At 69.8% G+C, this 20,529-nt stretch carries 20 protein-coding genes; 3 read left to right on the plus strand and 17 right to left on the minus strand.

Translation table 11 applies throughout. From position 1 onward, the window contains the following. Positions 1–10 precede the first annotated feature (10 nt). The 9 genes from H5J26_RS02485 to H5J26_RS02525 form a co-directional block, all read right to left on the minus strand. Positions 11–703 (minus strand): isochorismatase family protein, encoded by a 693-nt coding sequence (locus H5J26_RS02485; protein WP_181763984.1) that lies wholly within the window; start codon positions 701–703, stop codon positions 11–13. Next, a complete protein-coding gene (locus tag H5J26_RS02490) occupies positions 700–1,410 on the minus strand; it encodes an SRPBCC family protein (protein WP_181763985.1) in 711 nt (236 codons plus the stop codon). The genes H5J26_RS02485 and H5J26_RS02490 overlap by 4 nt, the downstream gene beginning before the upstream one ends. Further along, positions 1,383–1,952 carry a (2Fe-2S)-binding protein gene (locus H5J26_RS02495; protein WP_303647133.1) on the minus strand — a complete coding sequence of 190 codons (570 nt, stop codon included), beginning with the start codon at positions 1,950–1,952 and terminating at the stop codon, positions 1,383–1,385. The genes H5J26_RS02490 and H5J26_RS02495 overlap by 28 nt, the downstream gene beginning before the upstream one ends. Beyond that, the gene (locus H5J26_RS02500) at positions 1,949–4,318 is read right to left on the minus strand and encodes a xanthine dehydrogenase family protein molybdopterin-binding subunit (protein ID WP_181763986.1); all 2,370 of its coding nucleotides are present in this window, start codon (positions 4,316–4,318) and stop codon (positions 1,949–1,951) included. Before H5J26_RS02500 ends, H5J26_RS02495 begins: the two co-directional genes overlap by 4 nt. Beyond that, positions 4,315–5,181: an FAD binding domain-containing protein gene (locus H5J26_RS02505; RefSeq protein ID WP_181763987.1), complete on the minus strand. Its 867-nt coding sequence runs from the start codon at positions 5,179–5,181 to the stop codon at positions 4,315–4,317. The genes H5J26_RS02500 and H5J26_RS02505 overlap by 4 nt, the downstream gene beginning before the upstream one ends. Before the next feature lie 105 nt (positions 5,182–5,286). Beyond that, on the minus strand, positions 5,287–6,705 hold the full coding sequence (locus H5J26_RS02510) for an MFS transporter (protein WP_181763988.1): 1,419 nt from the start codon (positions 6,703–6,705) through the stop codon (positions 5,287–5,289). Positions 6,706–6,813: 108 nt separating this feature from the next. Beyond that, entirely contained in the window at positions 6,814–8,082 is a 1,269-nt protein-coding gene (locus H5J26_RS02515; RefSeq protein ID WP_181763989.1) for an FAD-dependent monooxygenase, read from the minus strand. 71 nt (positions 8,083–8,153) lie between these two features. Next, entirely contained in the window at positions 8,154–9,185 is a 1,032-nt protein-coding gene (locus tag H5J26_RS02520) for a hypothetical protein (RefSeq protein WP_181763990.1), read from the minus strand. Between the two features lie 402 nt (positions 9,186–9,587). Beyond that, positions 9,588–11,633: an APC family permease gene (locus H5J26_RS02525; RefSeq protein ID WP_210770933.1), complete on the minus strand. Its 2,046-nt coding sequence runs from the start codon at positions 11,631–11,633 to the stop codon at positions 9,588–9,590. 78 nt (positions 11,634–11,711) lie between these two features. Between H5J26_RS02525 and H5J26_RS02530 the strand changes: the two genes are divergently transcribed. Both H5J26_RS02530 and H5J26_RS02535 read left to right on the plus strand, forming a co-directional pair. Further along, positions 11,712–12,380, plus strand: a complete 669-nt coding sequence (locus H5J26_RS02530; protein ID WP_181763992.1) for a potassium channel family protein — start codon at positions 11,712–11,714, stop codon at positions 12,378–12,380. 34 nt (positions 12,381–12,414) lie between these two features. Next, entirely contained in the window at positions 12,415–13,077 is a 663-nt protein-coding gene (locus H5J26_RS02535; RefSeq protein WP_181763993.1) for a potassium channel family protein, read from the plus strand. Between the two features lie 114 nt (positions 13,078–13,191). Here the strand turns inward: H5J26_RS02535 and H5J26_RS02540 are convergent, their stop codons facing one another. The 5 genes from H5J26_RS02540 to H5J26_RS02560 all read right to left on the minus strand — a co-directional run bounded on the left by H5J26_RS02540 (position 13,192) and on the right by H5J26_RS02560 (position 16,957). After that, a complete protein-coding gene (locus tag H5J26_RS02540) occupies positions 13,192–14,079 on the minus strand; it encodes a DUF3159 domain-containing protein (protein WP_181763994.1) in 888 nt (295 codons plus the stop codon). Between the two features lie 3 nt (positions 14,080–14,082). After that, entirely contained in the window at positions 14,083–14,493 is a 411-nt protein-coding gene (locus H5J26_RS02545) for an OB-fold nucleic acid binding domain-containing protein (RefSeq protein WP_181763995.1), read from the minus strand. A gap of 598 nt (positions 14,494–15,091) precedes the next feature. Next, complete coding sequence (locus H5J26_RS02550; protein WP_181763996.1) at positions 15,092–15,874, minus strand: DUF3710 domain-containing protein; 783 nt, start codon at positions 15,872–15,874, stop codon at positions 15,092–15,094. Position 15,875: 1 nt separating this feature from the next. After that, a complete protein-coding gene (gene dut, locus H5J26_RS02555; protein WP_181763997.1) occupies positions 15,876–16,397 on the minus strand; it encodes a dUTP diphosphatase in 522 nt (173 codons plus the stop codon). Next, the gene (locus H5J26_RS02560) at positions 16,394–16,957 is read right to left on the minus strand and encodes a PaaI family thioesterase (RefSeq protein ID WP_210770936.1); all 564 of its coding nucleotides are present in this window, start codon (positions 16,955–16,957) and stop codon (positions 16,394–16,396) included. The genes dut and H5J26_RS02560 overlap by 4 nt, the downstream gene beginning before the upstream one ends. Before the next feature lie 162 nt (positions 16,958–17,119). Between H5J26_RS02560 and H5J26_RS02565 the strand changes: the two genes are divergently transcribed. Then, positions 17,120–17,659: a DUF3093 domain-containing protein gene (locus tag H5J26_RS02565; RefSeq protein WP_181763999.1), complete on the plus strand. Its 540-nt coding sequence runs from the start codon at positions 17,120–17,122 to the stop codon at positions 17,657–17,659. A 6-nt stretch (positions 17,660–17,665) separates the two neighbouring features. Here the strand turns inward: H5J26_RS02565 and H5J26_RS02570 are convergent, their stop codons facing one another. From H5J26_RS02570 to H5J26_RS02580, 3 genes are all read right to left on the minus strand, one after another. After that, positions 17,666–18,535 (minus strand): hypothetical protein, encoded by an 870-nt coding sequence (locus H5J26_RS02570; protein ID WP_309237748.1) that lies wholly within the window; start codon positions 18,533–18,535, stop codon positions 17,666–17,668. Positions 18,536–18,554: 19 nt separating this feature from the next. Then, complete coding sequence (locus tag H5J26_RS02575; protein ID WP_181764000.1) at positions 18,555–18,854, minus strand: DUF4193 domain-containing protein; 300 nt, start codon at positions 18,852–18,854, stop codon at positions 18,555–18,557. Positions 18,855–19,247: 393 nt separating this feature from the next. Further along, positions 19,248–20,528 (minus strand): sensor histidine kinase, encoded by a 1,281-nt coding sequence (locus H5J26_RS02580; RefSeq protein WP_181764001.1) that lies wholly within the window; start codon positions 20,526–20,528, stop codon positions 19,248–19,250. Position 20,529: the final 1 nt, after the last annotated feature.

Consider the following 20,529-nt stretch of genomic DNA (forward strand, 5'->3'; position numbering starts at 1 on the left):
TGACGGCTGATCAGTGGGCGGGACGGTCGGGCGGACCGCCGGCGGGCAGCGAGCCCAGATACGCGAGGGCGTCGGAGAGCGGTACGACGTCGCCGTACTTGGCCTGGATGTCGAACAGGGCGGCGTCGTGGGGGCCTTGGGCACGGTCTCCGGCGCATTCACGCGGGACCAGCACCGGGAAGCCGGACTGGACGGCGTCCACGGCGGTTGCCCTGACGCAGCCACTGGTCGTCGCACCGCACACCAGCACCGTGTCGCAGCCCAAGCCGACCAGCACGGCGCTCAGGTTCGTGCCGAAGAACGCGGATGCGCCCTTCTTCACGACGAGTTGGTCCCCGGGCTTCCGGGGCAGCCTCGGGTCGAGGGCGACGGCCTCGGTGCCTTCGACGAGGGCACGCATCCCATGTGCCTTGTCCAGCCAGGTGATCGAGCGTCCCTCCGCCTCGGCGGCGGTGTAGGCGATGGCGGTGAAGACGACCGGGACTCCGGCGGGCCGGGCGGCCTCCACGAGGGTTCCGGTCGCCTCGACGACGTCCGTCAGGTCGGCGCCCGAGGGATAGGAGTCCTCGGTGAACCCTCGGGTGAGGTCGACGACGACCACGGCGGGGCGGCTGCCGCGCCGCACGGGTGCGCCGAACCCGGCGCGCTCGTAGGTGCGTTCGGTCTCCTCGCCGTAGCCGTCCGCTCGGGTTGCCGGGTTCACCTCGTGCTCCTCGCGCCGCAGCAGTGGTGCTTCTCGCGGGTCAGTACGCGCCCGAGCAGCCACCCTTCGAACAACCCGAAGGCGAACGCCCCCACCACAGGGCCGTACTTGGCGACGGCCGGAGGGACGAGCACGGAGAGCCCGTTCAGTTCGGACGCGGCGCCTTCGGACGGGGCTTTGAACCCGGACTGCGCTGCGGCGGCGGGCAGTTGAGAAGCGGACGCGGAACCGGGGGCCGGTCCCGCGGCGTCCGTGCCCCGCCGGTCCTGGTCCAGCAGGCTGCCGAGGTTGCGCGCGAACTGCTGGAGGATCCGGTCCGAGACGGCGCCCACCGCGCCCTTGCCGAACTGCGCGATCTTGCCCCGGATGACGAGGTCGGTGACCAGCCGCAGTTCGGCGCCCTCCGGCGCCTCCGCCACCTCGAGGCTGACCTCGGCCTCGGCGTCGCCGCTGCCGTGGGTGTCCGCGCCACGGGCCTGGACCCGCAGCCGCCGCTTCTCGGCGTCGACCTCCAGGAACCGTACGGTGCCGGCGTAGGCGGCCGTGATCGGGCCGACCTTCACCTTCACCCTGCCGGACCATGCGTCGCCGTCGCTGCCCTCCAGCGTGGCGCCCGGCATGCAGGAGGCGACGCGTTCGACGTCGTTGACGAGGGCGAACACCTCGTCCGGCGTGGCTCTCACCGCGACCGCGTTGCTGAGCTGCATGGGGCCTCCTCGTCCTCTCCTGTGCCCTCGATCCGGTGCCGCAGCGCGGCCCGGCGGCTTGTGGCGCAGTCGTCGATCGCCTCGACGATGCTCTGATAGCCGGTGCAGCGGCAGAGATTGGAGGCGACGACCTCGCGTATCTCCTCCTTCGACGCCTCCGGCCGCTCGGCGAGGAACCCCTCGGCGAGCATCAGGAAACCGGGAGTGCAGAAGCCGCACTGCAGTCCGTGGTGTTCGCTGAACGCCTGCTGGAGATCGCTGAGTTCGCGCCCCGGAGCCAGGGACTCGACCGTACGGATCTCGCTCCCTTCGGCCTGCGCCGCGAACATCAGGCAGGCCCGCACGGGGCTGCCGTCGAGCAGCACCGTGCATGCCCCGCAGATCCCGTGCTCGCAGCCGACATGGGTACCTGTCAGCCGCAGGTCGTGACGGAGCACGTCGACGAGCGTGCGGCGGGGCTCGGTGAGCACCTCGTGGTCCTCGCCGTTGACGTGCAGGCCGATGAGCTGCTGCTGCAGTGCCTGTCGTGTGGTGTCCGTCATCGCATCCGCTCCAGTGCGCCGGCCACCGTCTCCGGTGTGACCGGGGTGTCGTCGAGCTCCACGCCCGTGGGCAGCAGAGCGTCATTGACCGCGTTGAGCACCGCGGCGGGCGCGCCGATGGTGCCTCCCTCACCGACTCCCTTGGCCCCGGTCTCGGTGAAGGCGCACGGCGTCTCGAGGTGATGGACGGTCACCTCCGGGATCTCCAGCGCCGTGGGGACCTTGTACTCCATGAAGCTGACGGCGGACGGGGCGCCTTGCTCGTCGTAGGTGACCTGCTCGAAGAGCGCTCCGGCGATGCCCTGGGCGATCCCGCCCCTGGTCTGGCCCTCGACGACCTTGGGGTTGATCGCCACTCCGCAGTCCTCCACGCAGACGTAGCGGAGGATCTCCACCTGCCCTGTTCCTTCGTGGAGTTCGACGACAACGCCGTGCGTGGCGTTGGAGAAGGTGCCGTCGCCCAGAGCGTCGAAGGAGGCGGTCGCCGTCAGCCCGGGTTCCACGTCCTTGGGCAGCAGGTGCGCCTTGAGGTAGGCGATGTCGGCCAGTTCCCGGTACGTCACGGCACGGCCGTCGCGGGGGCGGCGCACCAGCCCCTGCCCCAACTCCAGGTCCTCCGCGGGGGTTTCCAGTACGGACGCGGCGATCACCTTCAGCTTCTCGCCGAGCTTGCCGGCGGCCAGCCTGACCGCACTGCCGCCGATGGCGACGGAGCGGCTGGCGAACGTGCCCCAGCCGTAGGTGATGCGGTCGGTGTCGCCCTGGTGGATGCGCACTTGGGCGATGTCCAGGCCGAGTTCGTCCGCCGCGATCTGGGCCAGCGTCGTCTCGTGGCTCTGCCCGTGGCTCATCGTGCCGGTGGTGACGACGAGGGCGCCGCTGGTGTCCATCCGCGCCTCGGAGATGTCGAAGCCCGGGACGACCTCCATCTTGCGCTGTGCGAAGGCGGCCGAACCGTAGCCCGTGCGCTCGCTGAAGCAGGAGTAGCCGATGCCGATGTGCCGGCCCTCGCCTTCCGCCTTCTCCTTCATCTCGTACCAGCCCTCCTCGCGCAGCGAGGACTCGCACAGGTTCAGCGACTCCAGGTACGAACCCGGGTCGTAGGTCACGTTGTTGACGCCCGTGTACGGGAACTCGGTGATGAGGTTGCGGCGGCGGATGTCCGTGGGGCCCAGGCCGAGTTCCCGGGCGGCCCGCTCGAAGAGCCGTTCCATGACCATCACGTACTGCGGGCGGCTCACGCCCCGATACGGCGCTGTGGGCGCCTTGTTGGTGGTGACGGCGCGTGCCCGCACCCGGTATGCGGGGACCTTGTAGACGCCCGGCATCTCGGCCGACGCCATCAGCGGCTCGATGCCCGCCGTGAAGGGATAGCAGGAGTAGGCGCCCATGTCGCAGACGATGGAGGCGTCCAGGCCGAGTATCCGGCCCTCCTCGTCGAAGGCGGCGCGCACGTCGTAGTGCTGCTCCCGCGCGAGGAAGGCAGCCGACAGCGCGTCCTTGCGGTCCTCGATCCACTTCACGGGCCGCTCCAGCCGCATGGCGGCAGCGCCCACGGCGATCTCCTCGCGGCCGACCACGCACTTCTGGCCGAAGCCCCCGCCCATGTCGGGGACGACCACCCGCACCGCGCGCTCGTCGAGTCCCAGGCAGCGGGCGGCTGTCGTACGCACCTGGTGCGGCACCTGCGTGGAGGTCTGGAGCAGCAGCTGGTCCTCGCGGTGGTCCCAGCTCGCGACGACGCCGCGCGTCTCCAGCGGGAGCGCGTTCTGACGGCCCGTCCTGGTCTCGACGTGGACCACGCAGGGCGCCTCGTCGAAGGTGGCGTCGATGCCCTCGGTGGCGAACATCGAGACGTCCAGCAGGGTGTTGGCAGCCGCCTCGTCGTGGACGAGGGGTGCGTCCGGGGCGAGCGCCTGCTCCTCGGAGGTGACGGGAGTACGGGTCTCGTACGTCACCTTCGCCGCCTCCAGCCCGTCCTCGGCGGCGTACGCGTCGCGGGCGATCACCACCGCGAGCGGCTCCCCCGCGTAACGCACGCGGTCCCGCGCCAGCACCGGCATCCCGGTCGGGACGAACTCGGTGAGCGGACGGCCGAGCCGGGCGGTGATGTCGGCGAGGCCCAGGTCCTCGGCGCTGAACGCCGCGACGACGCCCGGCACCCGGCGCACCTGGGACAGGTCGAGGGAGGTGACCGTGGCGTGGGCGACGGTACTCCGTACGAACTGGGCGTGCAGCATCCCGGGCAGTTCGAGGTCGTCGGTGAAGCGTCCGCGTCCGGTCAGCAGCCGCGGGTCCTCGCGGCGGCCGACGGAGGCGCCGATCCAGGCGCCCTCGGCGGGAGTACGGGGAGGGGGTGCGGTCATCGGGCCATCGCCTCCTCGCATGCTCGCGCGACGAGCGTCCGGATGAGACTCCGGCGGTACCGCGCGCTGCCGTTCGCGTCCGAGGGAGGGTTCACGGACTCCGCGGCCACGGCGGCGCACCGGGCGAACAGTTCGGGGCCCGGCATGCCGCCGTTCAGAACCTCCTCCGCCTCGGGTACGCGCACCGGTGACGGTGCGACACCGCCCAGCGCCACGCGCCCGCCGGACAACTCCCCGCCGCTGGGGGCGAGTTCGAGGTCCACAGCGGCGGAGACGACAGCGAAGTCGCCGCGCCTCTCGGCGAATTCAGCAAGTGCCGCTCGCGGGGCGGGCCTTGGGAAGACCACCTCGGTGAGCAGCTCGTCTGGTTCCAGGGCTGTCGTGTAGTAGCCGAGGAAGAAGTCCGCCGCCTCGATGCGGCGTTCACCACGCGGACCCCGGGCGACGAGGACGGCGTCGAGCAGCAAGGCCAGCAGACACCACTCGGCCGTGGAGTCGGCGTGCGCGAGGCTGCCTCCGACCGTCCCGCGCGTGCGGATGGGCAGATGCCCGATCCAGCGCATCGCGTCCCGTATCACCGCGAACTCGGTGCCCAGCACCTCGGGCGGTGCCGTCTCCATCGCGTGATGGGTGGTGAGCGCGCCGACGTGCAACGCACCGTCCTGGTCCGTACGCAGCCCGTCGAGGCCGGTCAGACCGCCGATGTCGACCAGGTGCGCCGGCCGGGCGAGCCGGAAGTTCATCATCGCGACCAGGCTCTGGCCACCCGCGATGATCTTCGCCTCGTCACCGAGCTCGGCGAGCAGCCGGGCGGCACCCTCGACGTCGCGCGCACGGTGGTACGTGAAAGCGGCGGGCTTCATCTTCACTCCTCTCCGACTCCCCTGCGGCGGGCGGGACCCGACTTCCGTCTGCGGGGCACGAGTTGCGGTACACGAACCGGGCGGCCCGCGCCCCGCCCGTACAGATCACCCCTGTACGGGCTCCTTCTCGGCGTGGAGCGGGACGGCGACCGGCTCCGGCGGCGGCCCCTCGTCGATGTCGTCGAGCGACTTGCCCTTGGTCTCGGGAGCGGCGATAGCCATCCAGACCACGGCGAGGACGACCACGACGCCGAGCACCGCGAACGTCATCGGCAGCCCGAGCAGCGGCCACATCACCGAGCCGAAGAGCATCGGGGCGAAGCCGGTGCTGACGCGGCTCACCGAGGAGGCCCAGCCGAAGCCGCTGGCCCGCAGCGTCGTGGGGTAGAGCTCGGCGGCGTAGGCGTAGAGCACCGGAATGGTCAGCTGGATCAGGAAGCCGAAGGCGGCGATCCAGATCATCGCGGCGGTCTCGACCTTCAGCATCGCCGCGAAGCCCACGAGCGCTCCGGTGGCGATCGGCGCCGAGACGCCGATGAGCCACTTCCGCCCGACGACATCGACGAGCCACGTGGAGGCGAGTACGCCCAGGATGCCCACGCCGCTCATCAGCGTGGGGCCCATGAAGGACGCGGTGTCGTCGTAGCCCTCCTGCTTGAGGATCGAGGGCATCCAGGTCAGGGCGGCGTAGTAGACCAGCATGATCGTGACGAACAGCAGCCAGCAGACCGACGTGATGCGGGGGTTGTACTTCCACAGCCTCCGGAACTGGTCGACTCCGGCACGCAGCCCCTTCGGCCGGTCGGCGCCGTCGCCGGCGGCCGGCACGGGGATCTCGTACTGCTCGGGGAGGGCGCCGGTGCGGGCGACGAGGTCGTCGATGACCTGCCGCGCCTCGGCGTTCCTGCCCACGCGCGTGAGGTAGATCGGCGACTCCGGGACGCCGCGGCGTATCCAGAACAGCAGCAGGGCGGGCAGCACCATCGTGGAGAGCATCCAGCGCCAGTTGCCGGGCAGCGGCACCATCGTGGTCGCCACCAGCCCGCACAGCGTGACGCCGATCGGCCACCACAGGTCGAGCGCCGTGAGGATGCGGCCGCGGTGCTTCCTCGGCGAGAACTCGCTGACGAGGGCGTAGTCGACGGGAATGCAGCCGCCGAGGCCGACGCCCGCGAGGAAGCGGAGCACCAGGAATACGGAGAACTCGGGCGAGAGCGCGCCGAGCACGGAGAAGAGCGCGAAGATCAAAAGGGTGGCGCTGAACGCCTTCTTGCGGCCGATGCGGTCGGCGATGCCGCCCCACACGACGGCTCCGACCGCCATGCCGACCAGGTTCGCCGTCGCGACGAGCCCGCTCTCGGCGATGGACAGGCCGAACTCCTTGCTCAGCAACGGCATCAGGAAGCCGTTGAGCGCGATGTCCCACGCGTCGAAGAGGTAGCCGAGGCCGCCGATGATGAAGATCCTGCCCTGAACACCCCATTTCCATGGGAGTTCCTGAACTATCTGATCGCCTGTCTTCACGGTTCGCTCCACGGTTCGGTGATGGCACATTCGTGGTGTCGGGCAACGGGCACAGCCGCCGGTTCGCTCTGCTCTCAGCGGGACGTCACGGCGACGCACCCGCGCGGCTCACCGGGAGAACTGGTAGGAGAAGGCCCCCATGTCGGGGTCGTTGAGCGGCGTGCCGCTCCACAGCCACTCGTAGGAGACGTCGGACTCCCCGTCGAAGTGCTCGAGCTTCGCGTCGCGTTCACGCTGCTCGGGCCCGTCGGGGAAGTGGTAGAAGGTCATGTTCTTGAAGGAGGCCTGCTGCACCATCCCGGCGTGCTTGGCCCGCCGGTCCACGTAGCGGCGCAGCGCCGGCCGGATGCCGTCGACGGTGACGGCGCCCAGCTCCTCGGCGAGTACGGCGGCGTCCTCCATGGCCTGCGAGGCGCCTTGTGCCTGGTAGGGAAGCATCGCATGGCACGCGTCGCCGAGGAGCGCGACGTTTCCGTCCATCCACACGGGGTCGGGGAGCCGGTGGTAGAGCGCGAAGCAGGAGACGTCCTCCTTGGCCTTGGAGAGCATCGCCGGGACGCGGTCGTCCCAGCCCGGGAAGGCCTCGGCCAGCTCCTCGGCACTGGACGGGACGACCCACCGCTGCGCGACCTCGTCGGTGCACGGGACGCACGCCACGACGTTCAGGTACTCGCCGCCGCGGATCATGTAGTGCACCAGGTGCCGGTCCGGGCCGTACCAGATGGTGCTCTGGAAGCGGTCGACGAGCCAGCGCGTGGCCGGGTCCGCAGCGATCAGGTCTCCGGGGATGAGCGCCCTGAAGGCCATCTCGCCGGAGAAGCGCAGGGTGTCCCGGCCGCCCATGAGATCGCGTACGCGGGACCTGATGCCGTCCGCCCCGATCAGGGCGTCGCTCTCGAACCGGGCGCCGTCGGAGGTGACGGCGACCGGGCGCAGCGGATCCGTACGGTCCAGCTCGACGACCTTGGCGTCGGTGTGCAGCTCGACGAGGGGTCCGGGGCCGTCCGGATCCGTGCAGGCGTCCATGATCACGCGGTGCAGATCGGCGCGGTGGTAGTGCCAGTACGGGGCGTTGTACTTGTCCTTGCAGTGACGGCCCAGCCTCGTCAGGGCGACCACGCTGCCGTCCTTCCAGCGCCGCCGGACCTGGTCCTGCGGCTCGGTGTGGATGGCCTCCAGCTGCGGGCGCAGCCCGAGCCCGAGCAGGATCCGGCTTGCGTTGGGCGCCGTCTGGATTCCGGCTCCCACCTCGCCCAGCTCGGGGGCCTGCTCCAGGACGGTGACCCGGATGCCCCTGTGCCGCAGGGCGAGGGCGGCGGTCATGCCGCCGAGTCCGCCGCCGACGACGGTGACTTCGAAAGACTGGCTGGACGCCAATGTTCCTCCAAGGCGCGTGAACTGGGTGTTCGTGGGGCGCCGGCGGCCGCGAAGGCCGTACCGGGCGCTGGTCAGTCCTCGACGAGCCGGCCACCCACGACGGTGTCCGTGCCGTCGACGGAGACGGTGCAGCCGCGCATCGCGATGTCCACGTGCGCGTACGACTCGCGGCCCAGGACCGGGTGCGGACCTGTCGACCAGAGGAAGTTCCCGGCGAACGCACGGGCGTCCATGCCCATCAGCTCGCCCTTGCCGTACAGGGCCGTGGCGAACCAGTCGGCGCTCTTCATCAGGCCCCAGCCCATGTGGGAGAGGCTGCGGGCCCACTGGTCGTCCGCGTCCTCGAAGAAGCTCTCCAGCAGCTTCGCCTCGGCGCCACCCGAGATCTTCTCGATGTGCCCGTCGGCGATGTGCAGCGTGACGGGGTCGCGGACGTACTCCTTGAAGGGCAGCAGGATGTCGCCCTCGGCCAGCACCAGCTGCCCGTCGGAGAACTCCGGCCAGCACAGCACCATCGTGCTGGGCCAGTGGTCCCAGCGGCCGGGGTCGTCGGCGAAGCCCACCTGGAACTCGGGGTGCGCGCCCTTGAGCTGAACGGTCAGATCGGTGCCCGCGTCGGAGGTGACGCGCATGATCTCCGAGCGCTTCAGCAGGCCGGCCGCCTGGAGCACGCGCTCCTTGTCGCCCTCCTGAGGGAGATTGCGTATGAGCACGTCAGGTGCGTCGCAGACGAAGATGATCCGGGTGCCCGCCTTGAGGATCTCCTGCTGAAGGGGGGCGTGGATGAAGCCCTCCTGGGTGAGGTCGACGACGAGGTCGGCCGACTTCAGCAGGTCCTGGGCGGTGCTGTCGTTGAGCACGGAGGTCAGTCCCGGCCCGGAGCCGGTGCGTGTGCTGTCCGACGGGGACGCGTTGCCGCCGGGCACGGTGGCGGCGATGACGTGGGCTCCCAGCGACTTCGCGGCTCCGAAGGCCGCGGCGACGTAGTCCCCTCGGCTTCCCGGCTCGGACAGGACGACGACGTGCTCGTCCTCCTTCAGCTTGCACAGCTCCAGTTCGCGGGTGAAGGCGTCCAGCAGGTCGACGGACGACAGATCGAACATGGGTGTTCCTCCAGGAGTCTTCGCTTCAGCTATGGACCGCGGGACGGTGCCTCCCCGGTACGGGAGCGTCCGTCTCAATGCGTCGCGTTGAGATCACAGGGAACGAGCGCAGGCCGAATCCGGCCCTCCGCTTTGCCTTTGACCAGCAGAAATACGCAGGCTCTGGGTGCCTGGTGGAACTAATCCGAACACGTACTAACTTGCCTTGGCAAGGGTTCGCGCAGGAGTTCACGGGGATTTTTCAGGGGCGTCTGATCGATCAGGCGTTGCGTCTGCGCCGGTACGAAAGAGTCGTACGACCGCGCCCCCGGGCGGGCCCGTAGCGCGGATGAGAGCCAACTCGGCCTCGTTCGGGCGGAGTTGTGGAAGCCCTCTGTATGCCGCGCCTGTTCGCCGGGCCCGCTACTTCTCGCGCCCGTTGCGCTTGCCGGACGAGGGGCCGGCGGCGGGCCCCCGCCGCACCGAACCGGGCGCCGCCCAGTTCGCGCGCTTCTTCAGCCGCTTGCGTGCCAGCTCGGACGACTCCAGCTGCCAGGGCACCGAGGTCACCATGACGCCGGGCGTGTAGAGCAGCCGTCCCTTCAGGCGCAGCGCGCTCTGGTTGTGCAGCAGTTGCTCGTACCAGCGGCCCACGACGTACTCCGGGATGTACACGCTCACCACGTCGCGGGGATTCTCCTTGCGCAGCCGCTTCACGTAGTCGATGACGGGGCGCGTGATCTCGCGGTAGGGCGAGTCCAGGATCTTCAGCGGTACGTCGATGCCGGCCTCTTCCCAGTCCTTGCGCAGCTGTGCGGTCTCCTGGGCGTCCACGCTGATGGTGAGCGCCTCCAGGGAGTCCGAGCGCATCAGACGGGCGTAGGCGAGCGCACGCAGCGTCGGCTTGTGCGTCTTGGAGACCAGGACGATGGAGTGGACGCGGGAGGGCCGCACGCGCTTCTCGTCGGGGTCGTCCGCGGCGAGTTCCTCCGAGACGAGGTCGTAGTGCCGCCGGATCGCCGTCATCACGCCGTAGAAGAGCAGCATGCCCAAGAGCGAGACCCACGCGCCGTGCGAGAACTTCGTGACCAGCACGACGACCAGGACGAGCCCCGTGAAGAAGGCACCGAAGGAGTTGATCGCCCGGGAGCGGTGCATGCGGCGGCGCGCGCTCGTGTCGGTCTCGTCGCTCAGCAGGCGGTTCCAGTGACGGACCATGCCGATCTGGCTGAGGGTGAAGGAGACGAAGACGCCGACGATGTAGAGCTGGATGAGGCGCGTGGAGTCGGCCTCGTAGACGACGACCAGTATCGCGGCGGCACCGGAGAGCATCACGATGCCGTTGGAGAAGGCGAGACGGTCGCCGCGGGTGTGCAACTGCCGCGGCAGGTAACGGTCCTGGGCGAGGATCGAGCCGAGGAGCGGGAAGCCGTTGTAGGCGGTGTTGGCGGCGAGGAAGAGGACCAGGGCGGTCGCTCCGGCCAGGAACACGAACGGGGCCGTGCCGTCCCCGAACACCGCGGCCGCCACTTGGGAGATGACCGGGTTCTGGGCGTAACCCGGGCCTGCCGGCTGGCCGTTGATGATCAGGTCCTTCGCCGGGTTCTCCGCCATCTTCACATGGGTGACCAGTGCCAGGATGATCACGCCGCAGAACATCACGACGGCGATCAGGCCCATCATCGCGAGGGTGTTGGCGGCGTTCTTGGACTTGGGCTTGCGGAAGGCCGGCACGCCGTTGCTGATCGCCTCGACCCCCGTGAGGGCCGCGCAGCCGGAGGAGAACGCACGCAGCAGGAGGAATGCGAGGGCGAAACCCGCCAGTCCGCCGCCGTGTTCGGCCTGGATCTCGAAGTCGGCAGTGGGCGCCCGCATCTCCTGTCCGAGCACTGCCCCGCGTATGACCCCCCACGCGATCATCAGGAAGACGCCGGCGACGAAGCAGTACGTGGGAATCGCGAACAGCTTGCCCGACTCCCGTACCCCCCGCAGATTCATCAGCGTCAGCAGGAGGATCGTCACGACCGCTGCGGCGGTCTTGTGCTCGACGATGAACGGCACCGCCGAACCGAGGTTCTCCACGCCCGAGGAGATGGAGACCGCCACCGTCAGCACGTAGTCGACGAGCAGGGCGCTGGCGACCGTCAGACCCGCGCGGCGGCCGAGGTTGGTGGTGGCGACCTCGTAGTCACCACCGCCGGACGGGTAGGCGCGCACGTTCTGCCGGTAGGAAGCGACCACCGTGAACATCAGCACCACGACCGCGAGGGCGATCCACGGGCTGAAGTGATACGCCGACGCACCGGCGATGGACAGGACGAGCAGCACCTCTCCCGGTGCGTACGCCACCGACGAGAGCGGGTCGGAGGCGAAGACCGGCAGCGCGATGCGCTTGGGCAGCAGCGTTTCGCCGAGCCGGTCGCTGCGAAGCGCTCGCCCCAGCAGGAGTCGTTTTGGCAGATGGGTCATCCTGGGCACGGGGAGGATCGTATGCGGTCGGCCGTGCGATCCTGATACGGCCCGCTGTACGTGACGAGAGGGACGGGCGTGCATGTAGTGATCATGGGCTGCGGCCGAGTTGGCGCTGAGCTCGCACAGGCATTGGAGCAGCAGGGCCATACAGTCGCGGTCGTGGACCAGGACCCGACGGCATTCCGCCGTCTGGGATCGGGCTTCGGCGGGCGACGGGTGTCCGGTGTGGGATTCGACCAGGACACCCTGCGGGAGGCCGGCATCGAGGAGGCCGGCGCCTTCGCGGCGGTCAGCAGCGGCGACAACTCGAACATCATCGCAGCCCGGGTGGCCAGGGAGATGTTCGGAATCGAGCACGTCGCCGCCCGCATCTACGACCCCAAGCGGGCCGAGGTCTACCAGCGCCTGGGCATCCCCACCGTGGCGACGGTGCGGTGGACGGCCGACCAGATGCTGCGCCGGCTGCTTCCCTCAGGCGCCGAACCGCTGTGGCGGGACCCCAGCGGCGGAGTGCAGTTGGCGGAGGTGCACACGTCCGCGAAGTGGGTGGGTCACCGTGTCAGCAAGCTCCAGGAGGAGGGCGGCGTCCGCGTGGCGTTCCTCACACGCGTGGGCGAGGCGATGCTGCCGACCTCGGAAACGGTGCTCCAGGAAGGCGATCTGGTGCATGTGATGATGCGCTGCGATCAGATCGATCAGGTGGAGGCCGTCTTCTCGAGGGGCCCCGAGGAGGGAAATTCGTGAACGGCGCACGCACAGCGAACAGGGGACGCGGCCGATGAGGGTAGCTATTGCGGGTGCGGGCGCCGTCGGCCGCTCCATCGCGGGCGAGCTGCTGGAGAACGGGCACGAGGTGCTGCTCATCGACAAGGCGCCGACAGCGATCTCGGTGGAGCGTGTGCCGCAGGCCGAGTGGCTCCTGGCCGACGCCTGCGAGATCACCTCGCTCGACGAGGCGGCCCTGGAACGCTGCAACGTGGTCATCGCGGCGACGGGCGACGACAAGGTCAACCTCGTGGTCTCGCTGCTCGCCAAGACCGAGTACGGGGTGCCGCGGGTCGTCTCGCGCGTCAACAACCCCAAGAACGAATGGCTGTTCAACGAATCGTGGGGCGTCGACGTCGCCGTCTCGACCCCGCGGCTGATGTCGGCCCTGGTCGAGGAGGCGGTGAGCGTCGGCGACCTGGTGCGCCTGCTCCGCTTCTCGCAGGGTGACGCGAACCTGGTCGAGTTGACGCTGCCGCCGGAGGCTGCGCTGGCCGGGACCCGGGTGGGCGACGTCTCCTGGCCGGAGGACACGGCCCTGGTCACCATCATCCGCGGCAACAGGGTGCTGGTGCCGGACAAGGACGACGCGCTGGAGGTGGGCGACGAGCTGCTGTTCGTCGCCGCACCCGCGCGTGAAGAGCAGTTGGAGGACCTGCTGTCGGTCCGGGGCTGACCTGCCGCGGCTCCACGGCGGTCCACACGTCAGTCACGTCGCGACACCGTCAACCAGGCGCAGCGCTGGGGCAGTTCCCCCTGATGCCGCGCCCGGAGACCGCACCGGGTGTGCTCAGCGGCGGTGGCGCCCGGCCTGTCCGCGGCCGGGGTCCTCCGGCAGCCTCTCCGACTCGGCGAGCAGCTCACGGGAGGCGTCGTCGGAGAGAGCGTCGCCGATGTCCCCGAGGGTCTTCTCCTCGCGCTCCCGTTCCTTCTCGGCCCGCTCCTCGGCCTCCATCTCGGCGATGACATTGATCGGCGCCGGGGCCTTCGCCAGGAAGATCCAGGTCAGATAGACGGCCAGCAGGAACGGCGGGATCTTCAACGCCACGGTGACCCAGCCGAACCTGGTGGCGTCGGCCCCCGAGAGGTACATCGGGAAGAGGATGGCGCTCTTGCCGAGCAGGATGAGGCCCCATGCGTAACTGGCCTTCGTGTAGGCCTTCTTGCGGCCCGGATTCCTCTTGCGCCAGGACAGGTTCTCCTTGAACACCGGCCCGAGGACCAAGCCGAGGAGCGGCACGCCCGCGGCCGCTGTGATGATGTACGCCAGGGCGAGACCCAGCGTGTAGAGCATGCCCGGCAGGTAGAACGCCTTGGCGTCGCCGGTCATCATCGCGAACAGCACACCGAAGGCAACACCGAAGACGCCGCTGAAGGCGTGCTTGACGGTGTCCTTGCGGATCAGCCGGAAGACGCCCAGCACGGCGGACAGGCCGAGGGCCGTCAGCGCCGCGGCGTGGATGTCCTTGTTGATGGTGAACATGGTGATGAAGACGAGGCCGGGGACCGTCGTCTCCACGAGGCCGCGCACTCCGCCGAAGGCGTCGAAGAGGGCTGCTTCCGTGACGGCGCGCGGCGCCGCCGCCTCGCCGTCGGTTCGGGTCGCGGTTCCGGATTCCGGGCCTGCGTCGGCCCGTTCGCCGGTTCCGTCGGCGGCCGGCTTGTCGAGGGGGGTCACCCGCTACTCCTGTCCGAGGGGTCGCAGCTCGTACTTCGGGTTGAACATCACCGGGCGGCCGTGACTGAGCGAGACCCTGCCCCAGGCGACCAGGATGCGCCCCGGCTCTATGCCCGCTATGGCGCGACGGCCCAGCCAGACCACGTCCAGGGCGGCGGAACCGTCGAACAGCTCCGCCTCCAGGGTCGGCACCCCGGCACGCGGCCGGAGGGTGACGGTGCGCAGCGTACCTGTGACCCGCACGATCTGGCGGTCACCGCAGGCGGCGATGCGGGTGCAGCCCTTGCTGTCCGCCTCCTCCCGCAGCTCCTGCGAGTGGAGGTCCTCCTCGGAGGAGGACAGCCGCTCGAGGAAGCGCTTGAAGCGCCCGCCCCCGCCTCGCTCGTCCTTCTCTGCTCGGATGGCCCCTGTCATGGTGCCAGGGTACCGGTGTGCCCCTGGCCCGATGACGCCCCAGGACCCGTACGGATGATGCTGCTCGGGGCTCGTACGGGCAGCCGCGCGGAAGGCGCTCATACGCCCGCCGGAGGCCCCCGGGCACGTCCGCCGCACCACGGGCGTCACCCGGCCGTGCGAGGCCCACACAGCGGTCCTGCGTGCACTCCCGCCGGCTTCACCGGACCCGGAGCCCTGCTTCAGGACTCCGTACGGACACCTCCCCCGCGGCCAGTACGAGCAGCGGAACCCTGGAAGACGAAGGCGATCGGTCGCGGCGCAGGATCCGTCTCAGCCGAGGGCGTCCACGCTGCCAGGGGAAGTTGAGCAGCGCGACCTGCCCGAGCCCGACCGGCCTTTGACAGCGACGAGTTGACCTCTCGGGTGCTGAAGGAGCCTCCGCGCAGGGCGCGTGTAGGACGCTCGCGATGCCCGTTGGTGCGGGTGCTCGCCCACGCCCAGCGGGCGCGCCAACCGGTGCGGAAAGGCTTGGAGTTGGCGCCCGTCACCGCCGCACCCGGACACGGCTGTGGGGTGCCCGCTCATGCGGACACCCCACAGCCGAGAACTCGGCGGCTCAGCGCACCTCGCTGATCTCCGGGCCGCGCTGGAGCTTGTCGAGACCGCCCGCGAAGCGGGAGCCCTCCTCGACGGTCTCCTGCTGGACCCCGTCCGGAACCATCTGCGCGTCCTCGGGCAGCTTGAGGACGATCGGGTCACGGGGAGCCATCGGGGACTCGCCACGTACGACCACGGTGTCCTGGAAGATCTGCTCCAGCAGCACGCCCGCCTCCGGCTGGACCGCGCCCTGGCCGGAGATCACACCGCGCAGGAACCAGCGCGGGCCGTCGACACCGATGAAGCGGACGACCTGGACGCCGTTCGTACCGTCCGGCAGCTGCACCGGGACCTGCGCGCGCAGCTCCCAGCCCAGCGGGCCCTCGACCTCGTCGATGACACCGCCCTGCTTGGTGATCCCCGTCGCGATCTCCTCACGCACCTCTTCCCAGAGGCCCTCGCGCTTGGGCGCGGCGAACGCCTGGAGCTGGACGGCGCTGTCCCGGATCACGAGCGTGGCCGCGACGATCGCGTCCCCCGCGACCTCGACCCGCAGCTCCATGCCCTCGACGCCCGGTACGTACATGCCGCCGAGGTTCACGCGGCTGTTGCCCGGGTCGGTCACCTCGCTCACATCCCAGGGACCGTCGGGGCGAGGCGCCGGCGGCAGCTTCACGCGGGCGGCTGCGGCGTCGGTGACGCCGTCGGCAGGGTCAGACTGCCGGGCGGCGTCCTGCCCGTCCGTCGCGTCCGCGGCGCCCGTCTCAGGCTCTTCGCTCTTGTTGCGACGACGTCCGAACACGTCACTGTCCTCTCAGGTCGGATTGCCGGTCGGCTCCGACCGGAACGTAGTCATTCTGATGTGCGGCGGCCTGGTTGTGACCGCCTGTGGAGCCGAATCCCCCCGCGGCCCGTGCCGAGCCCGGCAACTCCGCCACCTCGTGGAAACGCACCTTCTCCACTTGCTGGACGATGAGTTGGGCAATGCGGTCGAGTCGCTCGAACCGCACGGACTCGCGCGGATCAAGATTGGCCACAATCACCTTGATCTCTCCACGGTACCCGGCGTCGACGGTTCCGGGTGCATTGACCAAGGAGATGCCACAGCGGGCTGCGAGCCCGGAACGCGGGTGCACGAACGCCGCGTAGCCGTCGGGCAGCGCGATCGAGATCCCCGTGGGCACGACGGCACGCTCGCCCGGCGCGAGCTCCACTGCCTCGGTGGTCACGAGGTCGCAGCCCGCGTCGCCGGGATGCGCGTAGGCCGGCACGGGGACGTCCGGGTCGAGTCGCCTGAGGAGTACGTCGACGGGCTGCCTGGTCACGGGTTCACCTCGAAGGCTCGGGCTCGGCGGACCTGGTCGGGATCGGCCATCGCGGCCTTGATCTCCTCGTCCCGTCCGTGTTCGGTGAAGTGCTCGACCTTCACCGTGATGAAGAGCGCGTCGGCACGTACGGCGACCGGTCCGTCGGGGGCGCCGATCCTGCCCGTCGCGCTGCTGAAGATCTTCCGCCCCCGCACGGCGGTGACGGCGGCGCTCAGATGCAGCGCGGTGTCGACTGGCACGGGACGCACGAAGTCCGTCTCCAGCCGCCCGGTCACCGCGATCGTCTGCATCAGCCAGCCCAGGGAGCCCATCGTCTCGTCCAGGGCGGTGGTCAGCACTCCGCCGTGTGCCAGCCCTGGAGCACCCTGGTGCACCGGACGCACGGTGAACTCGGCGGTGACGTCCACGCCTTGACCTGCTCTGATCTCCAGGTGAAGCCCGTGTTCCTGTGCGCCGCCGCATCCGAAACAGTGCTGGTAGTGGGAGCCGAGAAGCTCGCCGGGGGCCGGTGCGTCGGGGTGGCGTACCGGGGCGACGGCGCCGGGCGGCGGCGTCAGCGATGTCTTCGGCGGTCGCGGGCGGTCCGACGGATCCGGCCCGTTCCGCGGTGGGGCTGCACTCACGTGTGCAGACCTTACCTTCGAGTTCGCGCGGGACGGCGCCGTACCTGGCCCGGAGCTCCTGAGAGAGCCGCACAGCGCCCATGACAGGCTTGGTGCATGGTCGCTCCGGAACAGCCCTACGACGAACGTCTGACCGCTCCCCGCTCGTGGTGGCTCATCGCCGCCCTGATCGGTCTCGCGGCCGGGCTTCTGATGCTCCCGCTGGGCACGTTGCCGATGCTGGGCGGGCTTGTCGCAGGGGCGGCGCTCGCCGCCGTGCTGGTCAGCTCCTACGGCTCGGTGCGGATCCGTGTCGTCGCCGGTTCACTGGTCGCGGGCGACGCGCGCATCCCGCTCTCGGCACTCGGCGCGGCGCATGTGCTTGACCGGGAAGAGGCCTTCGCCTGGCGTACACACAAGGCGGATCCGCGCGCACACATGCTGTTGAGGAGCTACATCCCCACGGCGCTGCGCGTGGAGGTCAGCGACCCGGACGATCCGACGCCGTACGTCTATCTCTCGACGCGCTCTCCCCGGCGGCTGGCCGATGCGCTGGCGTCGTCCCCGTCGTCAGAGGGGTCCGAGAGGTACGGCAAGACCGCCGAACCTGAAGAGAGTTCCGACGCGGCCGGACCGTCCACCGGCCCGACGGCGTAGCCGCGTTCAGGGAGAAGAGGGCCGCGAAGGGGGCAGTGCGGGCCGTGCCGTCGTCGCTCCGTACGGCAGCGCCTCCCAGCCGTCGCCGTCGCCGCGGAGGTCCGCGCGGATCTTCTCGGCGATCTTCTTCGTGTCGCGGCTGTTCATGACGGCGCCCACCGCGGCGCCCACCATGAAGGGCGTCAGGTTCGGCAGGTTGCGCACGGTGCGCTTGAGCAGCTGCTGCCGCAGCTCGCGCTTCATCTGGCCGCCCAGGGCGGCGTTCAAGGTCGTGGGGCGCGTGACGTCGATGCCGCGCTCGGAGGTCCACGCCCCGAGGTAGGCGGCGGCACGCTGTTTCACATTGCCGGGCGGGCGGTGCCCGTACACCTCGTGGAGTTCAGCGATGAGCTTCAGCTCCACCGAGGCCACGCCGACGATCTCGGCCGCCAGCTCAGCGGGCATCGCCGGGGGCACAGGCATCATCGCGGCGGCGCCGACTCCGGCGCCGACCGTCGCCGATCCGCGCGCTGCTCCGGCCACCAGCTTGTCGGCGATCTCCTCCGGGCCGAGCCCGGGGAACTGCTCCCGCAGCGTCGCGAGATCGCGCACCGGAATACGCGGGGCGACATCGATGACACGGTCGGCGACGACACCGAGGAAGGTGCGCACCTTGCCGCGCTGCTTCTCTGTCTCGTGGCTGCCGCCCGACGCGTCGTGCGGCACGGCCGGCTCCGCCCCCACCGTCTTCCCCTCTCTCTGTGCGGCATCGCGCCCCCTGCGCGGCCACGGGAGACGGGCACGAGGGCGCGACTTCGCGGGCAGCGGCACGAGCGAGGACGGCTGGTCAGGCTCTCCTCGCTCGTCGTCTTGCGCGGCCCGCTCGTCGTCAGCCACTACGGAAGCCCCACTCCGCTCAGGCCGCGCAGTCGCGGCAGATCGGGTGGCCGTTCTTCTCGGCGGCCAGCTGGGACCGGTGGTGAACCAGGAAGCAGCTCATGCAGGTGAACTCGTCGGCCTGCCGGGGCAGCACCCGGACGGACAGCTCCTCGTTCGAGAGGTCTGCGCCCGGCAGCTCCAGGCCCTCGGCCTGCTCGAACTCGTCCACATCCACATTGGTAGCGGACTTGTCGTTACGCCGGGCCTTCAGCTCCTCGATGCTGTCCTCGTTGACGTCGTCATCGGTCTTGCGTGGGGTGTCGTAATCCGTAGCCATGTTGCTCTCCCCCTCTGGGTTTCTTTGGTGTCTCAGCGCACGTAACGCGTGAGAGGCCGGACTTGTGCCCGACCTGAGGCGGAGATTTTGCCTCACATCAAGGTCTGTTACTCAATCGACACCCAACCGCACCCCTGAAGAGGTGATCGCGTCGGCTGCCGAGGAGGACCTTAAACGGTCCCCTTGTCGCGCTGCGCGCACGCACCCCGGGTACTGCCCATCATTTCCACCTGCGGAAACCTGGATTTTCCGGGAATTCTTCCCGAACCGAGATCACCGAGGGTGTGAGAGGGCGAATCGGGGTGTGTGATCGATCACAGGAGCGGTTCTTGTGCACCTGTGGACAAATTCCGCATATAGCGAACGGGAGCGGTTGCTGCTCGGCCTGTGATCTCAGACCGGAAGCACGACCCGTAGTACAAGGCCACCCTCCTCTCGTGGTTCGGCCGTCACCGTCCCGCCGTGCGCCCGCGCGACCGACCGCACGATCGACAGTCCGAGGCCTACGCCCTTGTCGCTGCCGGTGCGGTCGCTGCGCAGCCGCCGGAAGGGCTCGAAGAGGTTGTCGATCTCGTAACCCGGCACGGCGGGGCCTGTGTTCTCCACCACCAGTACGGCGTGGCCCGGTACCGCTTCGGTGCCGACCGCGACCCATCCGCCCTCCTGCTGGTTGTAACGCACGGCGTTCTGCAGAAGGTTGAGTGCGACGCGCTCGAGGAGTACCCCGTTCCCCTGTACATAGGCAGGCTGACGCACGCCGCGCAGCTCCACGCCCTTGTTGTCCGCCTCCGCGCGCACCTGCTCGACGGCCTGGCAGGCCACCTCCGCGAGATCGACGGGCTTGCGGGCGACGATCTCGTTCTCGCTGCGGGCGAGCAGCAGCAGCCCTTCCACGAGTTGTTCGCTGCGCTCGTTCGTCGCCAGCAGGGTCTTGCCCAGTTGCTGAAGCTCCGGCGAGGCCTGTGGATCGGAGAGCTGGACCTCGAGCAGGGTCCGGTTGATGGCCAGGGGTGTGCGCAACTCGTGTGAGGCGTTCGCCACGAATCTCTGCTGCGCGGTGAACGCGCGGTCCAGCCGGTCCAGCATGTCGTCGAAGGTGTCGGAGAGCTCCTTCAACTCGTCGTCGGGGCCCTCCAGTTCGATCCGCTTGTGGAGGTCGGAGCTCGCGACCTGGCGGGCCGTGCGCGTGATGCGGCCGAGCGGTGAGAGCACCCGCCCGGCCATCACGTAGCCGAAGGCGAACGCGGCCACCGCGAGCCCGAGCAGGGCCAGCAGCGAGCGCTGAAGCAGCTCGTCCAGAGCTATGGCGCGCTGCGCGTCCGTGCAGTCGCTCAGCCGCTCCATGAACTGCCCGCTCGGCAGCGTGCCGGTAAGCCCGGGGCAACTGTCCGATGTGAGCTGGGCGTTGGCGTTGAGGATGCGGAACGGCAGCTTGCTGCCCTCGTGGAGCGCCTGCGCCGCGAGGAGGTAGATGATCGTCAGCAGCACCATGCCGGCGATGAGGAACATCCCGCCGTACAGCAGCGTGAGCCGTATACGGATGGTCGGCCGCAGCCAGGGGTACGGGCGGGAGGGCTCTCGCGGGTCCCATGTGGGCTTCGGCGGTGCCGAGGCCGGGACCGGGGGCTGCTGCGGGGACCGTGCGGAGCCCGAGGGCGTCGTGGAGGCTGCCATG

This window comes from Streptomyces albidus (ex Kaewkla and Franco 2022) (assembly GCF_013870515.1).
Lineage (GTDB): Bacteria > Actinomycetota > Actinomycetes > Streptomycetales > Streptomycetaceae > Streptomyces > Streptomyces albidus.